At 54.8% G+C, this 15,428-nt stretch carries 14 protein-coding genes and 2 pseudogenes; 11 read left to right on the top strand and 5 right to left on the bottom strand.

Annotated features, from left to right (window positions below; translation table 11 throughout):
* Positions 1–174: 174 nt before the first annotated feature.
* Positions 175–2,844, bottom strand: a complete 2,670-nt coding sequence (aceE, locus tag LOY56_RS16490) for a pyruvate dehydrogenase (acetyl-transferring), homodimeric type (RefSeq protein ID WP_258615679.1) — start codon at positions 2,842–2,844, stop codon at positions 175–177.
* Between the two features lie 172 nt (positions 2,845–3,016).
* Between aceE and LOY56_RS16485 the strand changes: the two genes are divergently transcribed.
* Positions 3,017–3,469 (top strand): MarR family winged helix-turn-helix transcriptional regulator, encoded by a 453-nt coding sequence (locus LOY56_RS16485; RefSeq protein ID WP_258615677.1) that lies wholly within the window; start codon positions 3,017–3,019, stop codon positions 3,467–3,469.
* An 11-nt stretch (positions 3,470–3,480) separates the two neighbouring features.
* On the opposite strand, the gene LOY56_RS16480 is transcribed toward LOY56_RS16485, so the two are convergent.
* Positions 3,481–4,584 carry a transketolase-like TK C-terminal-containing protein gene (locus LOY56_RS16480; protein ID WP_258615675.1) on the bottom strand — a complete coding sequence of 368 codons (1,104 nt, stop codon included), beginning with the start codon at positions 4,582–4,584 and terminating at the stop codon, positions 3,481–3,483.
* Positions 4,585–4,682: 98 nt separating this feature from the next.
* On the opposite strand from LOY56_RS16480, the gene LOY56_RS16475 reads away from it, so the two are divergent.
* Positions 4,683–5,321 (top strand): glutathione S-transferase family protein, encoded by a 639-nt coding sequence (locus LOY56_RS16475; protein WP_258615673.1) that lies wholly within the window; start codon positions 4,683–4,685, stop codon positions 5,319–5,321.
* Positions 5,322–5,553: 232 nt separating this feature from the next.
* Positions 5,554–6,282 carry a LuxR family transcriptional regulator gene (locus tag LOY56_RS16470; protein WP_258615672.1) on the top strand — a complete coding sequence of 243 codons (729 nt, stop codon included), beginning with the start codon at positions 5,554–5,556 and terminating at the stop codon, positions 6,280–6,282.
* A gap of 19 nt (positions 6,283–6,301) precedes the next feature.
* On the opposite strand, the gene LOY56_RS16465 is transcribed toward LOY56_RS16470, so the two are convergent.
* Positions 6,302–6,931: an acyl-homoserine-lactone synthase gene (locus LOY56_RS16465; protein WP_258615671.1), complete on the bottom strand. Its 630-nt coding sequence runs from the start codon at positions 6,929–6,931 to the stop codon at positions 6,302–6,304.
* A gap of 243 nt (positions 6,932–7,174) precedes the next feature.
* On the opposite strand from LOY56_RS16465, the gene LOY56_RS16460 reads away from it, so the two are divergent.
* From LOY56_RS16460 to LOY56_RS16425, 8 genes and pseudogenes are all read left to right on the top strand, one after another.
* On the top strand, positions 7,175–8,350 hold the full coding sequence (locus LOY56_RS16460; RefSeq protein WP_258615670.1) for an aminotransferase class I/II-fold pyridoxal phosphate-dependent enzyme: 1,176 nt from the start codon (positions 7,175–7,177) through the stop codon (positions 8,348–8,350).
* Complete coding sequence (locus tag LOY56_RS16455; RefSeq protein WP_258615669.1) at positions 8,343–8,861, top strand: DUF6190 family protein; 519 nt, start codon at positions 8,343–8,345, stop codon at positions 8,859–8,861. Before LOY56_RS16460 ends, LOY56_RS16455 begins: the two co-directional genes overlap by 8 nt.
* On the top strand, positions 8,851–9,654 hold the full coding sequence (locus LOY56_RS16450; protein ID WP_258615668.1) for a dihydrodipicolinate synthase family protein: 804 nt from the start codon (positions 8,851–8,853) through the stop codon (positions 9,652–9,654). The genes LOY56_RS16455 and LOY56_RS16450 overlap by 11 nt, the downstream gene beginning before the upstream one ends.
* Positions 9,651–10,508 (top strand): iron-containing redox enzyme family protein, encoded by an 858-nt coding sequence (locus tag LOY56_RS16445; protein ID WP_258615667.1) that lies wholly within the window; start codon positions 9,651–9,653, stop codon positions 10,506–10,508. The genes LOY56_RS16450 and LOY56_RS16445 overlap by 4 nt, the downstream gene beginning before the upstream one ends.
* Complete coding sequence (locus LOY56_RS16440) at positions 10,492–10,728, top strand: Rieske 2Fe-2S domain-containing protein (RefSeq protein ID WP_309474862.1); 237 nt, start codon at positions 10,492–10,494, stop codon at positions 10,726–10,728. The genes LOY56_RS16445 and LOY56_RS16440 overlap by 17 nt, the downstream gene beginning before the upstream one ends.
* Before the next feature lie 175 nt (positions 10,729–10,903).
* Positions 10,904–11,090, top strand: a pseudogene (locus LOY56_RS16435) (IS5/IS1182 family transposase); the annotation flags it as partial.
* Positions 11,091–11,122: 32 nt separating this feature from the next.
* Positions 11,123–11,241, top strand: a pseudogene (locus tag LOY56_RS16430) (tautomerase family protein); the annotation flags it as partial.
* A 37-nt stretch (positions 11,242–11,278) separates the two neighbouring features.
* Positions 11,279–11,935, top strand: a complete 657-nt coding sequence (locus LOY56_RS16425; protein ID WP_258615664.1) for a VOC family protein — start codon at positions 11,279–11,281, stop codon at positions 11,933–11,935.
* Positions 11,936–11,952: 17 nt separating this feature from the next.
* On the opposite strand, the gene LOY56_RS16420 is transcribed toward LOY56_RS16425, so the two are convergent.
* Together LOY56_RS16420 and katG are read right to left on the bottom strand one after the other, a co-directional pair.
* On the bottom strand, positions 11,953–12,444 hold the full coding sequence (locus tag LOY56_RS16420) for a DUF2867 domain-containing protein (RefSeq protein WP_258622717.1): 492 nt from the start codon (positions 12,442–12,444) through the stop codon (positions 11,953–11,955).
* A gap of 569 nt (positions 12,445–13,013) precedes the next feature.
* Positions 13,014–15,302, bottom strand: coding sequence for a catalase/peroxidase HPI (gene katG, locus LOY56_RS16415; protein WP_258615663.1), 2,289 nt, complete (start codon positions 15,300–15,302; stop codon positions 13,014–13,016).
* Positions 15,303–15,428 lie beyond the last annotated feature (126 nt).

The raw sequence follows: 15,428 nt of genomic DNA, 5'->3' as shown, positions 1-15,428 counted from the left end.
CAACGGAGATTCCCACGGCATGTGGTTTTCGCACAACCGCATCAGTCGGGTTACGCCGAGTTCCTTGAAGAGAAATAGCAGGGGAGTTAATAGAGTCCATAAAAAGGCCGCTGTAAACACAGCGGCCAGAAGCTGTCTCCCTCCTTATTGGGAGGTAGTTACAATAGATAAGACTCAAACTTTCGCTGGGTTCTGCTTCTCCGGGTCAATCCCATAAAGTGCAATCGCCTCAGCTACTTTTTCCCTAGGCACACCTCCGTCATCGGCCAGCGCCTTCAAGGCCGCCAACGCAATGAAGTGACGATCCACTTCGAAAAACCTGCGCAACGATTCCCGGGTATCCGATTGACCGAAACCGTCGGTGCCTAATGCCACAAAGCGCCGCTTGGGCACGAACGGGCGGATCTGGTCGGCGAATATCTTCATGTAATCAGTCGTTACCACCACCGGACCCTGTTTATCTTGCAGGCAACTTTCAACGTGACCGATACGGGGTGGCTGCTGGGGATGCAGCAAATTCCAGCGTTCGGCATCCTGTCCATCGCGACGCAGTTCGGTCAGGCTGGTGACGCTCCACACTTCGCTGCTTACACCGAAGTCCTGCTCCAGCAACTGCGCGGCGGCGATGACTTCTTGCAGGATCGAACCACAACCCATCAATTGCACGTGCTTGCCTTCGATTGGCTGCGCCGATGTTGAGAGCCGATACATACCTTTGAGAATGTCCTGCTCGACACCTTCGGGCATGGGCGGATGGGCGTAGTTTTCGTTCAGCAGTGTGATGTAGTAATAAATGTCTTCGTTTTCGACATACATACGCCGCATGCCATCCTGGATGATCACGGCCAGTTCATAGGCGAACGTCGGGTCGTAGGACACACAGCACGGTACGGTAGAGGACAGCACATGGCTGTGACCATCGTCATGCTGCAGGCCTTCGCCCATCAGCGTGGTCCTGCCGGACGTGGCGCCCAGCAGAAAACCTCGGGCGCGTGCATCGCCCGCCGCCCAGGCCAGATCGCCGACGCGCTGGAAGCCGAACATCGAATAAAAGATGTAGAAGGGTACCGTCATCACGCCGTGTGTACTGTACGAAGTACTCGCTGCGATCCAGGAAGAAATTCCGCCGGACTCGTTCAGCCCCTCCTGCATGATCTGGCCATCCCGTGCCTCCTTGTAATAACTCAGTTGGCCGGCGTCCTGAGGTGTATACAACTGGCCGACGTGGGAGTGGATCCCGATCTGGCGGAACAGGCTCTCCATGCCGAAGGTGCGTGATTCGTCCGGGACAATGGGCACAATCAGCTTGCCGATGCTCGGGTCCTTGAGCAAAGTGCCGAGGATGCGCACAAACGCCATAGTGGTGGAAATTCCGCGCTCGCCGGTACCTTTGAGCTGGCTGTCCAGGGCCGACAATGGCGGGATCTGCAACGGCTCCACCGCACTGAAGCGCGCAGGCACGTAACCGCCCAGTTGGGTGCGCCTGGCTTGTAGATAAAGGGCCTCGACACTGTCCGCCGCCGGTTTGAGGTAGGGCATATCGCCCAATTGATCGTCGGTGAGGTCCAGCCCGAAACGATCACGGAACGCTTTGACAGCGTCCTCACCCATCTTCTTGAGTTGATGGTTGATGTTCTGGCCTTCGCCTGCTTCGCCCATGCCGAAGCCTTTGACGGTTTTTGCCAAAATGACTGTTGGTCCGCCGCTGTGGCGCATGGCGGCGGCGTAGGCATTGTAGACTTTTTCCGGGTCATGGCCACCGCGTGAGAGCTTCCAGATTTCGTCGTCGCTCAGGTCGCTGACCAGTTCCAGCAGCTCAGGGTATTTGCCAAAAAAATGCTCACGTACATAAGCGCCGTTCTGGGATTTGTAGTTTTGATAGTCGCCGTCCACGCATTCCATCATGCGCTGACGCAACAGGCCGCTTTTGTCCTTTTCCAGCAAGGCATCCCAACCGCTGCCCCAGATCACTTTGATGACGTTCCAGCCGGCCGCCCGGTACAGGCTTTCAAATTCCTGGATCACCTTGCTGTTGCCGCGCACCGGTCCGTCCAGGCGCTGGAGGTTGCAGTTGACGACAAAAATAATATTGTCGAGCTTCTCCCGACCTGCCAGGGAAATTGCCGCCAGCGATTCCGGCTGGTCCATTTCGCCGTCACCGAGAAACGCCCACACTTTGCGCCCTTGATGTTCTTTCAGGCCACGGTCTTCGAGGTAGCGCATGAATCTGGCCTGATACGCGGCGGTGATCGGTCCGAGTCCCATGGACACCGTCGGAAACTGCCAGAAGTCCGGCATGAGCCTTGGGTGCGGATAGGACGAGACACCGTCGCGGTCGGTCTCACGGCGGAAGTTATCCAACTGATCTTCACTCAGTCGTCCCTCCAGATAAGCGCGCCCGTAGATGCCCGGCGAAGAGTGGCCCTGGATATACACCATGTCGCCACCAAACTGCTCGGTGCGCCCACGGAAGAAATGCTCGAAGCCGACGTCGTACAGAATGGCCGCCGAGGCATAGGAAGCGATGTGCCCGCCCACGTTCGAATGTTTGCCGGCGCGCAGCACCATGGCCAAAGCGTTCCAACGGATATAAGCATTGATCCGGTGCTCTATCGTCAGGTCGCCGGGGTAAGGCTGCTGACGGTCGACCGCAATGGTGTTGACGTAGGGCGTGGTGACGCGCCCGTAAAAATTACCATGGCGGTTGGCATCGAAATCCAGCATCTGATCGATCAGATAGTGGGCGCGAGGGCGCCCTTCGACGCTCGCCACCGATTCAATGGATTCGAGCCATTCGCGAGTTTCTTGTGGATCCTCGTCGAAAAACAGGGGTTGTTGTGCCATCGTCGTCTCCTGGACAGTGCAGCAGCACCGAGTCGTTTGGTGCTTAGCTAAGGGGCGTGGGTCGACGCCAACCTTGAATAATATATGTGGTTGCAACTGCAACTACATGCGAGAACTTAGCCTGCTGCACGCTACAATTGCAACTAAATAGATTTCATGAAATGGGTGATGCATGTCTTCAAGCGATCCGGATACCTGGTTCAGATTCGTCAGGGCTCACCGCTGCCTGATCCGGGAAATCGAGCGTCGGCTGGCGGCCGCCGGACTGCCGGCTTACGCGTGGTACGACGCGCTATGGGGCCTGGAAAGCGGCCCTGACGGCACCCGGCGCATGAACGAATTGGCTGACGTGATGGCGATCGAGCGTTACAACCTCACCCGGTTGGTGGACCGTCTGGAGGCCGAAGGCTTGGTTACACGCAGCCGTGCCAGCGATGACGGCCGTGGTGCGTATGCCGCCATTACCGAGAGCGGGAAAGTGCTACGTAAAAAAATGTGGCAAGTCTATGAAGGGGCGGTGGACGAGTTGTTTTTGTCGCAATTCGATGTCGAGCAACAGCGGTTTTTCAGTGACGCGCTTGAGCGAGCCGCAAGGGCGGCGCGCAACAGTGGGCGAGCGAGTTGACCGTTGTCCGGTCATTGCAGCAGATAGCGGCCGATGGCCTGTTCGACGCGCGTCTGCGCGATAGCACCTTCCTCAGCCAAGGCGCGCAGAGCGAGGACCACAATCCAGCGTTTATCCAACGATTTGCCCGGCGGTGTTTCGGTTGAGTCAGCGCCGAGCGCCACGAATCGTGACTGGATATGCGCACCGATCTGATCGGCGACATGCTGGGCATAACCGGTCACCGCGACCACCGGGCAATCATCGGCGCTCAGGCAGTCGAGCAAATGTGAAGACCGCCGCGGCATATGCGGATGCATCCGGTTCCAGCGTTGTGCCTTGTCTGCATCCCGGGCCAGGCGAGTGTAGCTGGGGCAGCTCCAGAGTTCACTTTCGACACCCCAGTCATCACGCAATATCTGCGCTGCTGAGACCACTGACTGCAAGGCCAGCCCCGCGCCTAACAAGCGAATCCGAGGTTGCCCGGCATCTGTATCTATCTCGTTGAGCTTGTACATGCCCTTAAGTGCCTGGCTCGCACTGAGTTGGCTGATAGGGGCGATGAAATCATTGGGTTCATCGTGAAGCGCCATGTAATAGAAACCGTCATTGCCTTCCACATACAAGCTTTGCAACGCAGCAAGCGCAATGGCGTGCGCTTCGGCACCGCTGGCGGGGTCGAAGGGCAGGCATTGCGGATTGGCGGCCAGCCAGATCGAGACCCAAGGGTGGGCGCCCTTCGGCCAACGAGAGGGCAGGGTTTCTATGTCATTGCACAGAATGCCTCTGTGGGCGGATTCGTTCGAAAGTGCGCAAAGTTCGGCCGATGTCGCAGAACTGGTCAGGTACAACAGCGGTTTTTCGCTGGCACGGGCTGCAGGGCTAAAACGCAGTGGCCAGGCGTTGATACGTGGGTGACAACTATCGATTTGAGATTGGTTGTTGGACCGGATGACCCAGATATGTCTGGCCGTTCCAGGATCCCTTTCCAGTCGATTGGCGATATCAATCATGGTGTAGAGCGGCGAGGAAAAACCAGCAGTGTATTGCTGTGCCAGGTTTCGTATTTTATCGATGCAGGCCTGAGCGGCAAGAGTGGTCTCTGGTGTCTTATTGAAGCTGGAAAAGCCGATCATATCCTGAAATCTCCGTGCGTTCCGTCGTACTTGCACCATACTGCACGCCTCAATATGATTGCAAATGCAATGACATTACCCTGTATTGGAGTTCCCTAATGAGCGCGCCTTACCCCATCACGTTGTATACGGCCGATACACCGAACGGGCAAAAAATCAGTATATTCCTCAAAGAAGCTGCAATTGACTGTGAAAAGGTGAAGTTCAACTTGTCCAGGGGGCGGCAGCACTCACCGGAGTTTCTACGGATAAACCCCAACGGAAAAATCCCTGCCATCGTCGATCATCAGGCGGGCATTTCGGTTTTCGAATCTGCTGCCATCCTGAGCCACCTGTCGCAGAAATTCGATCGTCTGCAGCCTGGTTCATCTGCCGAACAACTTGTGGTTCAACAATGGCTTTTCTTCCAGGTCGGGGCCATCGGTCCGATGCTGGGCCAGTTGTGGTGGTTCTTGCACGGCACCACGACGCGCAATGAGGAAGCTATCGCGCGTTACCGCAAAGAGGCGCTGCGGATCTATGGCGTGGTGGACAAGCAACTGAGCGAGCACACTTACCTGGCATCCGACCAGTATTCCATCGCCGATATCGCGGCGTTTCCCTGGCTGCGCACCTATGAGGAGCTTGACTTGGATATCACACCTTTTACGAATGTATTGCGCTGGCTGGCGGTAATTGAATCTCGTCCTGCCGTGCAAGCCGGGCTCGCGGAATCCCGCGATGGCCCTGCTGACTGACGCGGCTTCTGAATCACGCTGGATGACACAAGCCGCTTGACTCCACAGAGGAGGGCGGCTTTTCGATAGGCAGGTTATATATCGTCAGCTTCAATAAGTGATTCAATAGCCATCGCAACATGTGTAGTGGTGATTTGTCTTTACTACGGATTCAGACTTGGATTGAATAACCCCATCACTTGAGATGCTGCAGGGCAAACTTTAAACCGCAACCATAAAAAAGGGAGTTTTTATGAGCACTCAATATTTGAAAGGCGGGGGAGTGGTAAGTGCCGAGTCTGAATTGGATGAACGACTCAGAAGTGAGTTTGAGAAATGTCTGCAACCTCTAGAGGGCTGTCATTATGCTTATTTCATCACTTGCAAGGGACGTGAGGTCAAGCCAAGAATTTTCTCCAACTATCCGAAGCGCTGGCTCGATGTATATAAAGCTGAGGGTTATCATCTTATAGACCCCGTCATCAAACACGGCATGAAATGTATAGCACCGTTCTTTTGGCGTGAGGCACTTGAATCCAGGGAACCGGGGCAAGGCCAGGAAGTTTTTGCGTCCTCGGAGAAGTATCGAATATCCGATGGTTTGACTTTTAATCTGCATGATGCTAATGGCCTTTTCGCCGCCCTGAGCATCAGCAATACCGACCGTCGTAACGACTTCGAGCAGTTCATGATGCGTAGGGCGGCGGAAATTCAGATGACGCTCGTTCAGTTTCAAAGCAGGTTGACGAATTGTTTTTCCCTCAATGAGCTTTTTCCCGAGCGGGATGAGACTGGGCTCTCGGATCGCGAACTAGGCGTGCTCAAGTGGGTTGTCATGGGCAAGGCTTACAGGGAAATCGCCGCGATTTATGCCATTTCCGTGCGCACCGTGAAATTCCACATGGCGAATGTAGTAAACAAGCTTAGGGTCTGCAATGCCAAGCAAGCCGTGTACAAGGCTGTCAGTTTGGGACTGGTCTGAATTAATGCCGGAGTCATGTTCAACAGTTGATTTCGAGCAACTTGTGCAAAGGATGATTGTTCTTTGAATTGATCACTTCTTTAAGCCGCCAATCGTTTTCAGGACGAATGGGCATATTCAGCAACAGTACTTTCTCTCCTGGTGAAGCTTCGCCTGTATCCAATATCTCGTAATGCCATCCTGCCCTGAGGACGATGCGTGACATGGCTTGGCTGACCACCGTTATGATCGAGTCCAGACCCAGGCGAGCGGCATGGCTGTGCATCGCCAGAAGCAACATCTCAGTGATCGGCACTCGAGTCAGCGCAAAAGCCCGTGAGCGGGTCTTGTCCACGAAAAAGCGGCTGGACTCAGCGATCAGCTGGTTTTTGGGTAACACGTAGTTGAAAAAGCCGCGAAAGGGTCCCTCTGCCATATAGGGGTTCAGCGTATTGATCAGGCGCAGGCTGGCCAAGGGTATGCCTGCATACATTCCTACCAGATACGTTGAGAATGCGTTGTCATACTCGTCAATTTCCCTGCCTTCGTTAACGATGACGCGCCAGTCCAACCGGTCGGCGAATATTTCTTTTCTTAAGCAGAATAGATTGCCCATTAGTTCTGGTGAGGCATCTGAATAATCGACGCTGTAAAAGCTGACCTTGTCCATGCGTTTTATGACTTCCGTCCGTGTACTACAACGTGGATTGATTTTGAACGCGCGAGCAGGATGGCGCTTGAGTATGCAGAAAACAACTGTACCTAAAGACAGGTTTAAAAAAAACACAAAACTGCACTCAGGTACAGTTGTAGAGCAATAGGGCAGCGTTAACTATTGAACCGGGTTTGTCTGCGGCTCCGTGAGCTGACTATCTCCGTAGATAACTAAGTTAACTCCTACAGGAATAACAATATGAGTGTTGTAGCCCGTCACGACGTTAAAGAAGATATTACCCAGCATGAAATTTCTGCCCTGAAAACACGCTTCAATCTGGCCGATGCCCATACGCACCAGGACCAGAGCATCACTCAGCGACAGATCGTCGAGCGCCTACCCGAACTCTGGTATCGCGCCCAAAGCCGTAGTCAGTACCAGAGTGAGCAAGAGTTCATTCAGGCGTTTTTCTCCTTTCATGGTCAAGAGCACGCGCTCAAGCGACATGATGAAATTTACCTGGTCTATGCAGCTTCAATTGCGATGCACATCACCGCAACCTATCTGCGCAAACGCAACATGAGCGTGGGGCTGATCGAGCCGTGCTTCGATAACCTGCATGACTTGCTCAAGCACATGGAAGTGCCATTGATTGCGCTGGACGAGAGCCTTTTTCAGTCTTCAGCAAACGTCTATGCAAAACTCCAAACGGCGGCAGCTAATGTCGATGCGATTTTTCTGGTGGATCCCAACAACCCGACCGGTTCGAGCATGTTTGCTAAAGGCGCCGATACTTTTGTGGAGGTGGCGCGTTACTGCAAGGACCACGGCAAGCTGCTTATTCTGGACTTTTGCTTTGCTGCGTTTTTCAAGATCGCAGGGGGCAGCCGATTCGACGCTTATGCGATCCTGGACGACATCGGCACCCAGTACATAATCATGGAAGACACCGGCAAAACCTGGCCGCTGCAAGACACCAAGTGCGCAACGATCATGTCCAGTCAGGCCATTAACGCCGATATCTACAGCATTGTGACGAGTGTTCTGCTGAACGTCTCGCCATTCATTCTTAACGTGGTGACCCAATACATTCGAGACAGCAGCGAAGACGATTTCGAGTCTGTCCGTTGCGTGCTTGAAGTCAATCGAACAGCCGCCAGGCACCACTTGGAAGGTGATTTTTTAAGTTACGTGTTACCCATGGTCGAGACCAGTGTCGCGTGGTTCGAAATCCTGCGCGAGGGTGTGACGGCCGATGATTTGCAGGCGTATCTGATGGGGTTCGAAGTGTACGTGTTGCCAGGCAAGTACTTTTATTGGAGTCAGCCGCAGGCGGGGCAGAAGTACATTCGTCTGGCATTAGCCCGCAAACCCGAAGAGTTTGAACAGGCGGTCAAAACCATCGCCCTTGCACTGGAGCACTATCATGACTGATGGCGCCATTCCTGTTATCGATGCCTCTGTTTTCATGGGCATGCACCATAGCGATCCAGATGTTCGCGCAAAATCTCTGAGTTTTTTCAGCGCATTCTATTCGCGTCAGGTGCTGATGAGTTTCGGCCAGATCGGGATATGCGATGCCATTATCTGGAAGAAGAGTCGCCATTTGCAGGATGTCTACTACCCCTTCATGGACGTCCTCCATACAGACATGAACATCCAGCGCCAGGGCTACTGCAATAAAGTCTTGAAGCGCGCTTGCCAGGAGACTGACTGGGCCCATCTGAGTGTCGAGAAAAAATTATTGGCTGCCCAAGTGGTCGAGCATCAGCGCCCATTTTTCACCCACGATGATTCGTTGCGCGAGTTGAGCGCGTTGAAGCCTTTCCTGCAATCGTTCCCGCCATCGATTTCGAGCCCCGCATTTCCCGAGAAACTGCAGAGTCTGTACGAGCAGTCCCGTGAAATGTCGATTGAGCAGGAGGACTTCCAGTATGTCCGGTAAGAATATTTTCGTGCCTCTGATCTCTCCCCTCGATGAGCAGTCGCGCATCTGTGAAGCCAGTGTGCACCGGCTATTGCATTGCTCGCGGCCGTTTGTCGATGGGTACATACCTTGTTTGACATCCGGTGAAGGCTGGCGGCTGGGGAGGGAGGACTGGCGGCGTATGCTGGAACTGACATTGGCCCATGCGCAGGATAAAACGGTGATTGCTGGCATCGAACGTGCTACGACGGCCGAGGTGATCGAATATGCACTGCAGGCCCAGGAATTGGGTGCCCAGGCGGTCATGTTTACTTCGCCTTTTGCTTCAGGCACAAGCCAGCAAGATATCATTGAGCATTACCGCGCAGTACATGACGCCATTTCCCTGGACATTTTCATCTACAACGAGTCGGCGTTATCCGGTAACGAGAAGACCTTCGAGACCTTACTTGCCATTGCCCAGTTACCCAGGGTCATCGGCATCAAGGACTCGCCCTCGCAGCCGCGCGTTCAAAGCGAGATCAATCAACTGCGCAATGAAGGTCTTGATTACTTCATCGGCTGGGAGATGCTTCTGGCGAAGGATCTGGAGTCCGATGGCAATGTCGTGTCGTTGGCCAACCTGGAGCCCGCGCTCTGTCGCCTGGCGATCGGTGCACGACAAACTTCGGTAGGCACTCTGGTGGAAACGCTCAATGAGCATTTCGAACTGGGCGCAGACGATTGGTACGCTCAGGTCAAAAAGGAACTCAAGGCGCGAGGCATTATCACCACGGACAGAGTGTTTGCAGAAGAGGAGGCCATGGCATGAGCGGTTTGCAAAAAGATCTGTTCTTGGCCAATCGCTCCTGTATCAAGCAGCTCAAGCCATTGCCGAGCCACATTCTGGAGTTCGAGCGTGACTGGATCGATTCGACTATCAGTAAAACGCGCACCGCCAACCCGCCAACCGACCTTGCCGCATTGCGCAAGCAACTGGCCGAACTGGTGGATTTGGAGCGCAGCGTAATGCCGCCCAGCGCGGCCTATGTGGGCGATCATATGACCCGCGAAGAATTCAAGATCCTGGTGCAAGAATTTGCTTTGGATGGCTTGACCGAGGCACAGGTGTTTTATCACTTAATGCCCCGACTAAGCCTGGCCGCTCAGATGCCGATGTTGCGGATGATGATTGACGAATTCGGATCCGGAACTCTCAAGCGTTCTCATACCACGTTGTACATTGACCTGCTTAACGAGCTGGAGATGCCTACCGACCTGGCGTTCTACATCGACGTCAACGCTTCGGCCGGATTCTCGTTTCCCAATATGTTCTGCTGGCTGACGATGCGGGCGGATGACCCATCGTATTTTGCAGGGGTCATTACTTACTTCGAAACCGTCGTGCCGTTTTTTTTCGAATGCTATACGTCGATATGTTCGCGTTTGCAAATCAAGGCCCATACCTATTATTCCGAGCACGTGCACATCGATGTATTCCACGCTATTGAAGGCCAGCGCTTGCTCAAGGCGATGGATGCGGCGGGAGATCTGAACCCGGTCAAAGCGTGGGAAGGTATCTGTATGGGGCGCGAAATCACCAATGCTGCTTTTGATGCTGCCGTCGAGAAGGCAAGGCACCAGAAGAACTTCGACAAGGAGCGAGTGAGTGAGCGAGCCATCTGAATTTTATCGCCCAGGCACATTCGCCGTCGTAATTGGTGATCAACATTTTGAAGTGCCGCACACGTGTCCGCACCGCGCAGGGTGGTTAGAGCACGGGGTGGTCAATGAGCAGCGCAAAAGCATCACGTGCCCATTACATTTCTCAGTGTTCAGTCTGGAAACCGGTGAGCAACTGAGCGGCCCACCTTGTGGGCGCCTTGAGGTTAAACGCTTGAGTTAGGGGCGTTAAATAGCGATCGTGCGATCTATTTACCGCCGCTTACTTCCGAGGAAGCGGCGTTTTTTATGCACAGCATACAAGGAGGTATCGGTATGACTTCAAATTCGTCATGACCCGAACACAGTCCTTCGATTATTTTGTCATCTCCCAGTGCACAAATAACGAGCGGTTGGTGATGCGTATATGCTTTATCCAAGGTGAACATCGAGGCCAAGGCACCTTACTTCCCGAGGGCCTCGACGACTACGTCAGTGATACCAATCCGGTGCGCGTAGTCGACGTCTTTGTCGACGAATTCGACCTGATCAATCTGGGTTTTGAAGGTGCAAATTCCAGCCGATACTGGCCGACCTGCTTATCACTCTGTCAGTGGGTTTTTCAGGAGTAGACCGTTATGCCATTTGCACGTATTTCATTGCACCGGGAAATTCTGGCGAGTATTTACAGGCCCTCTCACAGGGGCTGCACGACGCGTTGGTAGAAAGCTTCGAAGTGCCGATGGCCAACCGGTTCCTGGTCAGTGGGCGAACTGGTATTTGGGGAATTAACAATGGAAATAGATCACATTTTTATTTGTGTGAATGATGACGGTCGAGGCGCTGACGCTCTGAAAGCCCTCGGGCTTGCTGAAGGGACGCCAAACGCACACCCAGGCCAAGGCACTGCCAATAGAAGGTTCTTCTTCCGAAATTCTTTTATTGAGCTTTTACATCTCACCGATGAGTTAGAAGCTCAAAGTCAGTTAACAGCGCCAACCCAGCTCTTTGACCGCCTCAAGTGCGCAGATGGAGTGGCCGCGCCCTTTGGAATTTGCTTCAGACCATCCACCGTAGGCGAGAAGCCAATATTTCCGGTCTGGGAGTATCGACCTGTTTACTTACCCGCTGCCCTGAAAGTCGACGTGGGACATGCGCCTATATCCGAACCGATGTGGTTTTTTCTTTCGTTTGCCAAGAGGCCGGATGAGGCTCTGATTGAGCGAGCGCAGCCGTTTGAACATCCCAACGGCTTTCGCGACATTACATCTTTACGAGTTACCACTCTCAACAGCCAAGCTTTTTCTACCCCTGCCAACTGCGCAAACCAGCTGAAAGAATTTGAAATTGTTCATGGTGATGAGCATCTGGTCGTATTGGAAATCGATTATGGCGCAAGCGGCCAGACACACGATTTCCGCCCTGGGTTGCCGATGATTATAAATTGGTGATGCATTGGCCTAACCGTTCAGGATGCCATCCCTTCCAGTTTTCGTTTCAGTCGCCTGAGATCTCTATTGACGATCAGCTTATGCATTGGACCGACCGGTAACATATAGAAGCGCCCAAAGGCGTTATGCGTGACGACAGAGGATGTGATCATGAGCACGCGATCTGTTATCGAAAGACAAATCATGACATCCAGGTGCCGGTCACGCTCGGTCAGAACCAGCAGGTCGGGGGTACTCTGTTCCACCAGAAAGAAATCCAGCCGTTCGCCCACTTGCGCTGTCGCTCGCCTGACGCCGGAGAACCCGCCGATACGCTTCACGCCGAATAACGAGGAAATAGCGTCCCTCGTCCGGAAAGCTAGCCGCATGAGCAATCCCGATTCGGCCGTCATGATGTTCCAAGCCTCAAGCACGGTGATTTCAGCAGGGAGCGAAAGCGACCTGCTGTCATAATAATCAAGTTCGGACAGCGTACGCAGCGTGTGAGCAGGTGATGTGGTAGCCAACATTATCTCCCCGGCTTTTAAGCTTTTTTCCATGCAATAAAGCAGCGCCTCTGTGGCCCGGCCGCGATGAAAAGGCTGAAATGCTCTTTTGCTGTTCTTGAAACGCGACGGCGTAACCGTCGAGGGTTGACAGGGTAGCGCAATGGGATGGACTGAAAGATCAAAAGATCGTCCGAACGCGGCCCCAGTCTTCGGCAGCTCCTGCTGGCTGCTCGCGGTCTGCGACATTCGGGGGAGGCTGATACGGTGTTTACGTTGTTATCTGCATCTTTAATGGCATCAGCCTCCGGCCCACAATGACAGCACGGTCGGCAGTTGCGTTAGCCACTGCGCGCAAACTTATAACGTAGGAGGCCCAATGGGTAAGATGGCATTTTTCCTGGGTGGATTTCTGGTGTTGACCATTTTGATTGGTGCACTTGCCACGATTTCTCCGGTGTAAGGAGGGGTTGTTGGCTCCTATATCCAGCGAATTGCACAGCAACAAGCCCCGTCCCGTTTTTAGGGGGATGGGGCTTTTCCGTTTTGAAGATCTAAATCATCCGGGCGCGTTTTCAGCAATGCTGCTCAGATCATCTCAAATCAAACCGATCCAGATTCATCACCTTGACCCAAGCGGCGACGAAGTCTTTCACAAACTTCTCCTTAGCGTCGTCGCAGGCATAGACCTCAGCCAGTGCCCTCAACTGCGCATTCGAACCAAACACCAGATCAACACGCGTACCCGTCCATTTGAGGTCGCCGGTTTTCCGATCGCGCCCTTCAAACTCCTCGTTGTCGTCCGAGACCGGTTTCCATTCCACGCCCATGTCGAGCAGGTTTTTGAAGAAGTCGTTGGTCAACGCTTCTGGCTGTTGGGTGAAGACGCCATGCTGGGTTTGTCCGACGTTGGTATTCAACACACGCAGGCCGCCGATGAGCGCGGTCATTTCTGGCGCGGTGAGTGTCAGCAGTTGCGCCTTGTCGATCAATAAGGCCTCGGCCGGTACGCTGTATCGGGATTTTAGGTAGTTACGGAAGCCATCGGCGGCGGGTTCGAGGAACCCGAAGGATTCAACGTCCGTTTGTTCTTGCGAGGCGTCCATCCGTCCTGGCGTGAAAGGCACAGTCACGGTATGGCCGGCATTTTTCGCCGCTTGCTCGACACCGGCGCAACCGGCCAGCACGATCAGGTCTGCCAGCGAGATTTTCTTGCCGCCATTGTTGAACTCGTTCTGAATGCTCTCGAGTTTCGCCAGTACGCTTGCCAGTTGCTCAGGCTGGTTGGCTTGCCAGAATTTCTGCGGAGCCAGACGCAGACGTCCGCCGTTGGCGCCGCCGCGTTTGTCGGAGCCGCGGAAGGTGGAGGCCGCCGCCCAGGCAGTTGATACAAGCTGCGAGACAGTCAGGCCCGAGGCGAGGAGTTTGCCCTTGAGTGCGGCGACGTCGCTGTCGTTGACCAGGGCATGGTCGACCGCCGGGATCGGGTCTTGCCACAGCAGTTCTTCGTTGGGCATTTCCGGGCCGAGGTAGCGGGAGAGGGGGCCCATGTCACGGTGGATCAGCTTGAACCAGGCGCGGGCGAAGGCGTCGGCCAACTGGTCCGGGTTCTCAAGGAAGCGCCGTGAAATCGGCTCATAGATCGGATCGAATCGCAGGGACAGGTCCGTGGTCAGCATGGTCGGATTACGCCGCTTCGACGGGTCGTGAGCATCCGGAATGATGCCCGCGCCAGCACCGCCTTTCGCCGTCCACTGGTTGGCACCCGCCGGGCTCTTGGTCAGTTCCCACTCGAAGCCGAACAGGTTTTCCAGGTAGTTGTTGCTCCATTTGGTGGGCGTGGTGGTCCAGGTCACTTCCAGGCCGCTGGTGATGGTGTCGCCGCCCTTGCCGCTGCCGAAGGTGCTCTTCCAGCCCAGGCCTTGAGCTTCGAGGCCAGCGGCTTCGGGCTCGGCGCCGACGTTGTCGGCAGGGCCGGCACCGTGGGTCTTGCCGAAGGCGTGGCCACCGGCGATCAGTGCCACGGTTTCTTCGTCATTCATCGCCATGCGCCCGAAGGTTTCGCGGATGTCCACCGCAGCGGCGAGCGGGTCCGGGTTGCCTTCCGGGCCTTCCGGGTTGACGTAGATCAGGCCCATTTGCACCGCGGCGAGCGGGTTTTCCAGGTTGCGTCCTCCGTCGGTACGGCTGTCCTCATTTTCCCCCGGCTCAGCAACGAGTGGGCCTTCGCCGGGTTCTTGCATGGGTTCCTTTTTGTCTTTTTCGTAGCGGGTATCGCCGCCCAGCCACTTATTTTCCGAGCCCCAGTAGACGGCCTCATCCGGTTCCCAAACATCTGGCCGACCGCCGGAAAAGCCGAAGGTCTTGAAACCCATGGATTCCAGCGCGACGTTGCCGGTGAGCACGATCAGGTCAGCCCAGGAGATGTTCTGACCATACTTTTGCTTGATCGGCCAAAGCAGCCGGCGTGCCTTGTCGAGGCTGACGTTGTCTGGCCAACTGTTGAGCGGCGCAAAGCGCTGCTGACCGGAGCCGGCCCCTCCGCGACCGTCCCCGATGCGGTACGTGCCGGCGGCGTGCCAGGCCATGCGAATAAACAGCGGCCCATAGTGACCGAAGTCCGCCGGCCACCAGTCTTGCGAATCGGTCATCAGCGCATGCAGGTCTTGTTTGACCGCCGCAAAGTCCAGTTTTTTGAACGCTTCGGTGTAGTTGAAGCCCTCGTCCATGGGGTTAGACAGGGACGAATTCTGGTGCAGGATCTTCAGATTTAGTTGGTTGGGCCACCAATCGCGGTTCGTCGTGCCACCACCAGCGGCGGCGTGATTGAACGGGCATTTCGATTCATTTGCCATGTGTGCGCTACCTTTGGTCGTATTCATCCGGCTATCCGGCCCGGGGTGGGCGCGCAATAGCGACGAGCGAAATCAATGACATAGGCTGTAGCCGTTCGATCAACCGATCGTCGTGGTCACACGGGAAATCTGGAGAACAGCAATCGAGTTGCC

It is taken from the genome of Pseudomonas sp. B21-048, from assembly GCF_024748615.1.
In the GTDB taxonomy this organism is placed as follows: domain Bacteria; phylum Pseudomonadota; class Gammaproteobacteria; order Pseudomonadales; family Pseudomonadaceae; genus Aquipseudomonas.
The sequence above is the reverse complement of the archived record's forward strand: the minus strand, read 5'-3'. Positions and strand labels throughout refer to the sequence as shown.

Bases quoted from the DNA above. Each gene is read 5' to 3' on its own strand.
- aceE (WP_258615679.1), bottom strand. From the start codon at position 2,844: ATGGCACAACAACCCCTGTTTTTCGACGAGGATCCACAAGAAACTCGC.
- LOY56_RS16485 (WP_258615677.1), top strand. From the start codon at position 3,017: ATGTCTTCAAGCGATCCGGATACCTGGTTCAGATTCGTCAGGGCTCAC.
- LOY56_RS16480 (WP_258615675.1), bottom strand. From the start codon at position 4,584: ATGATCGGCTTTTCCAGCTTCAATAAGACACCAGAGACCACTCTTGCC.
- LOY56_RS16475 (WP_258615673.1), top strand. From the start codon at position 4,683: ATGAGCGCGCCTTACCCCATCACGTTGTATACGGCCGATACACCGAAC.
- LOY56_RS16470 (WP_258615672.1), top strand. From the start codon at position 5,554: ATGAGCACTCAATATTTGAAAGGCGGGGGAGTGGTAAGTGCCGAGTCT.
- LOY56_RS16465 (WP_258615671.1), bottom strand. From the start codon at position 6,931: ATGGACAAGGTCAGCTTTTACAGCGTCGATTATTCAGATGCCTCACCA.
- LOY56_RS16460 (WP_258615670.1), top strand. From the start codon at position 7,175: ATGAGTGTTGTAGCCCGTCACGACGTTAAAGAAGATATTACCCAGCAT.
- LOY56_RS16455 (WP_258615669.1), top strand. From the start codon at position 8,343: ATGACTGATGGCGCCATTCCTGTTATCGATGCCTCTGTTTTCATGGGC.
- LOY56_RS16450 (WP_258615668.1), top strand. From the start codon at position 8,851: ATGTCCGGTAAGAATATTTTCGTGCCTCTGATCTCTCCCCTCGATGAG.
- LOY56_RS16445 (WP_258615667.1), top strand. From the start codon at position 9,651: ATGAGCGGTTTGCAAAAAGATCTGTTCTTGGCCAATCGCTCCTGTATC.
- LOY56_RS16425 (WP_258615664.1), top strand. From the start codon at position 11,279: ATGGAAATAGATCACATTTTTATTTGTGTGAATGATGACGGTCGAGGC.
- LOY56_RS16420 (WP_258622717.1), bottom strand. From the start codon at position 12,444: ATGTTGGCTACCACATCACCTGCTCACACGCTGCGTACGCTGTCCGAA.
- katG (WP_258615663.1), bottom strand. From the start codon at position 15,302: ATGAATACGACCAAAGGTAGCGCACACATGGCAAATGAATCGAAATGC.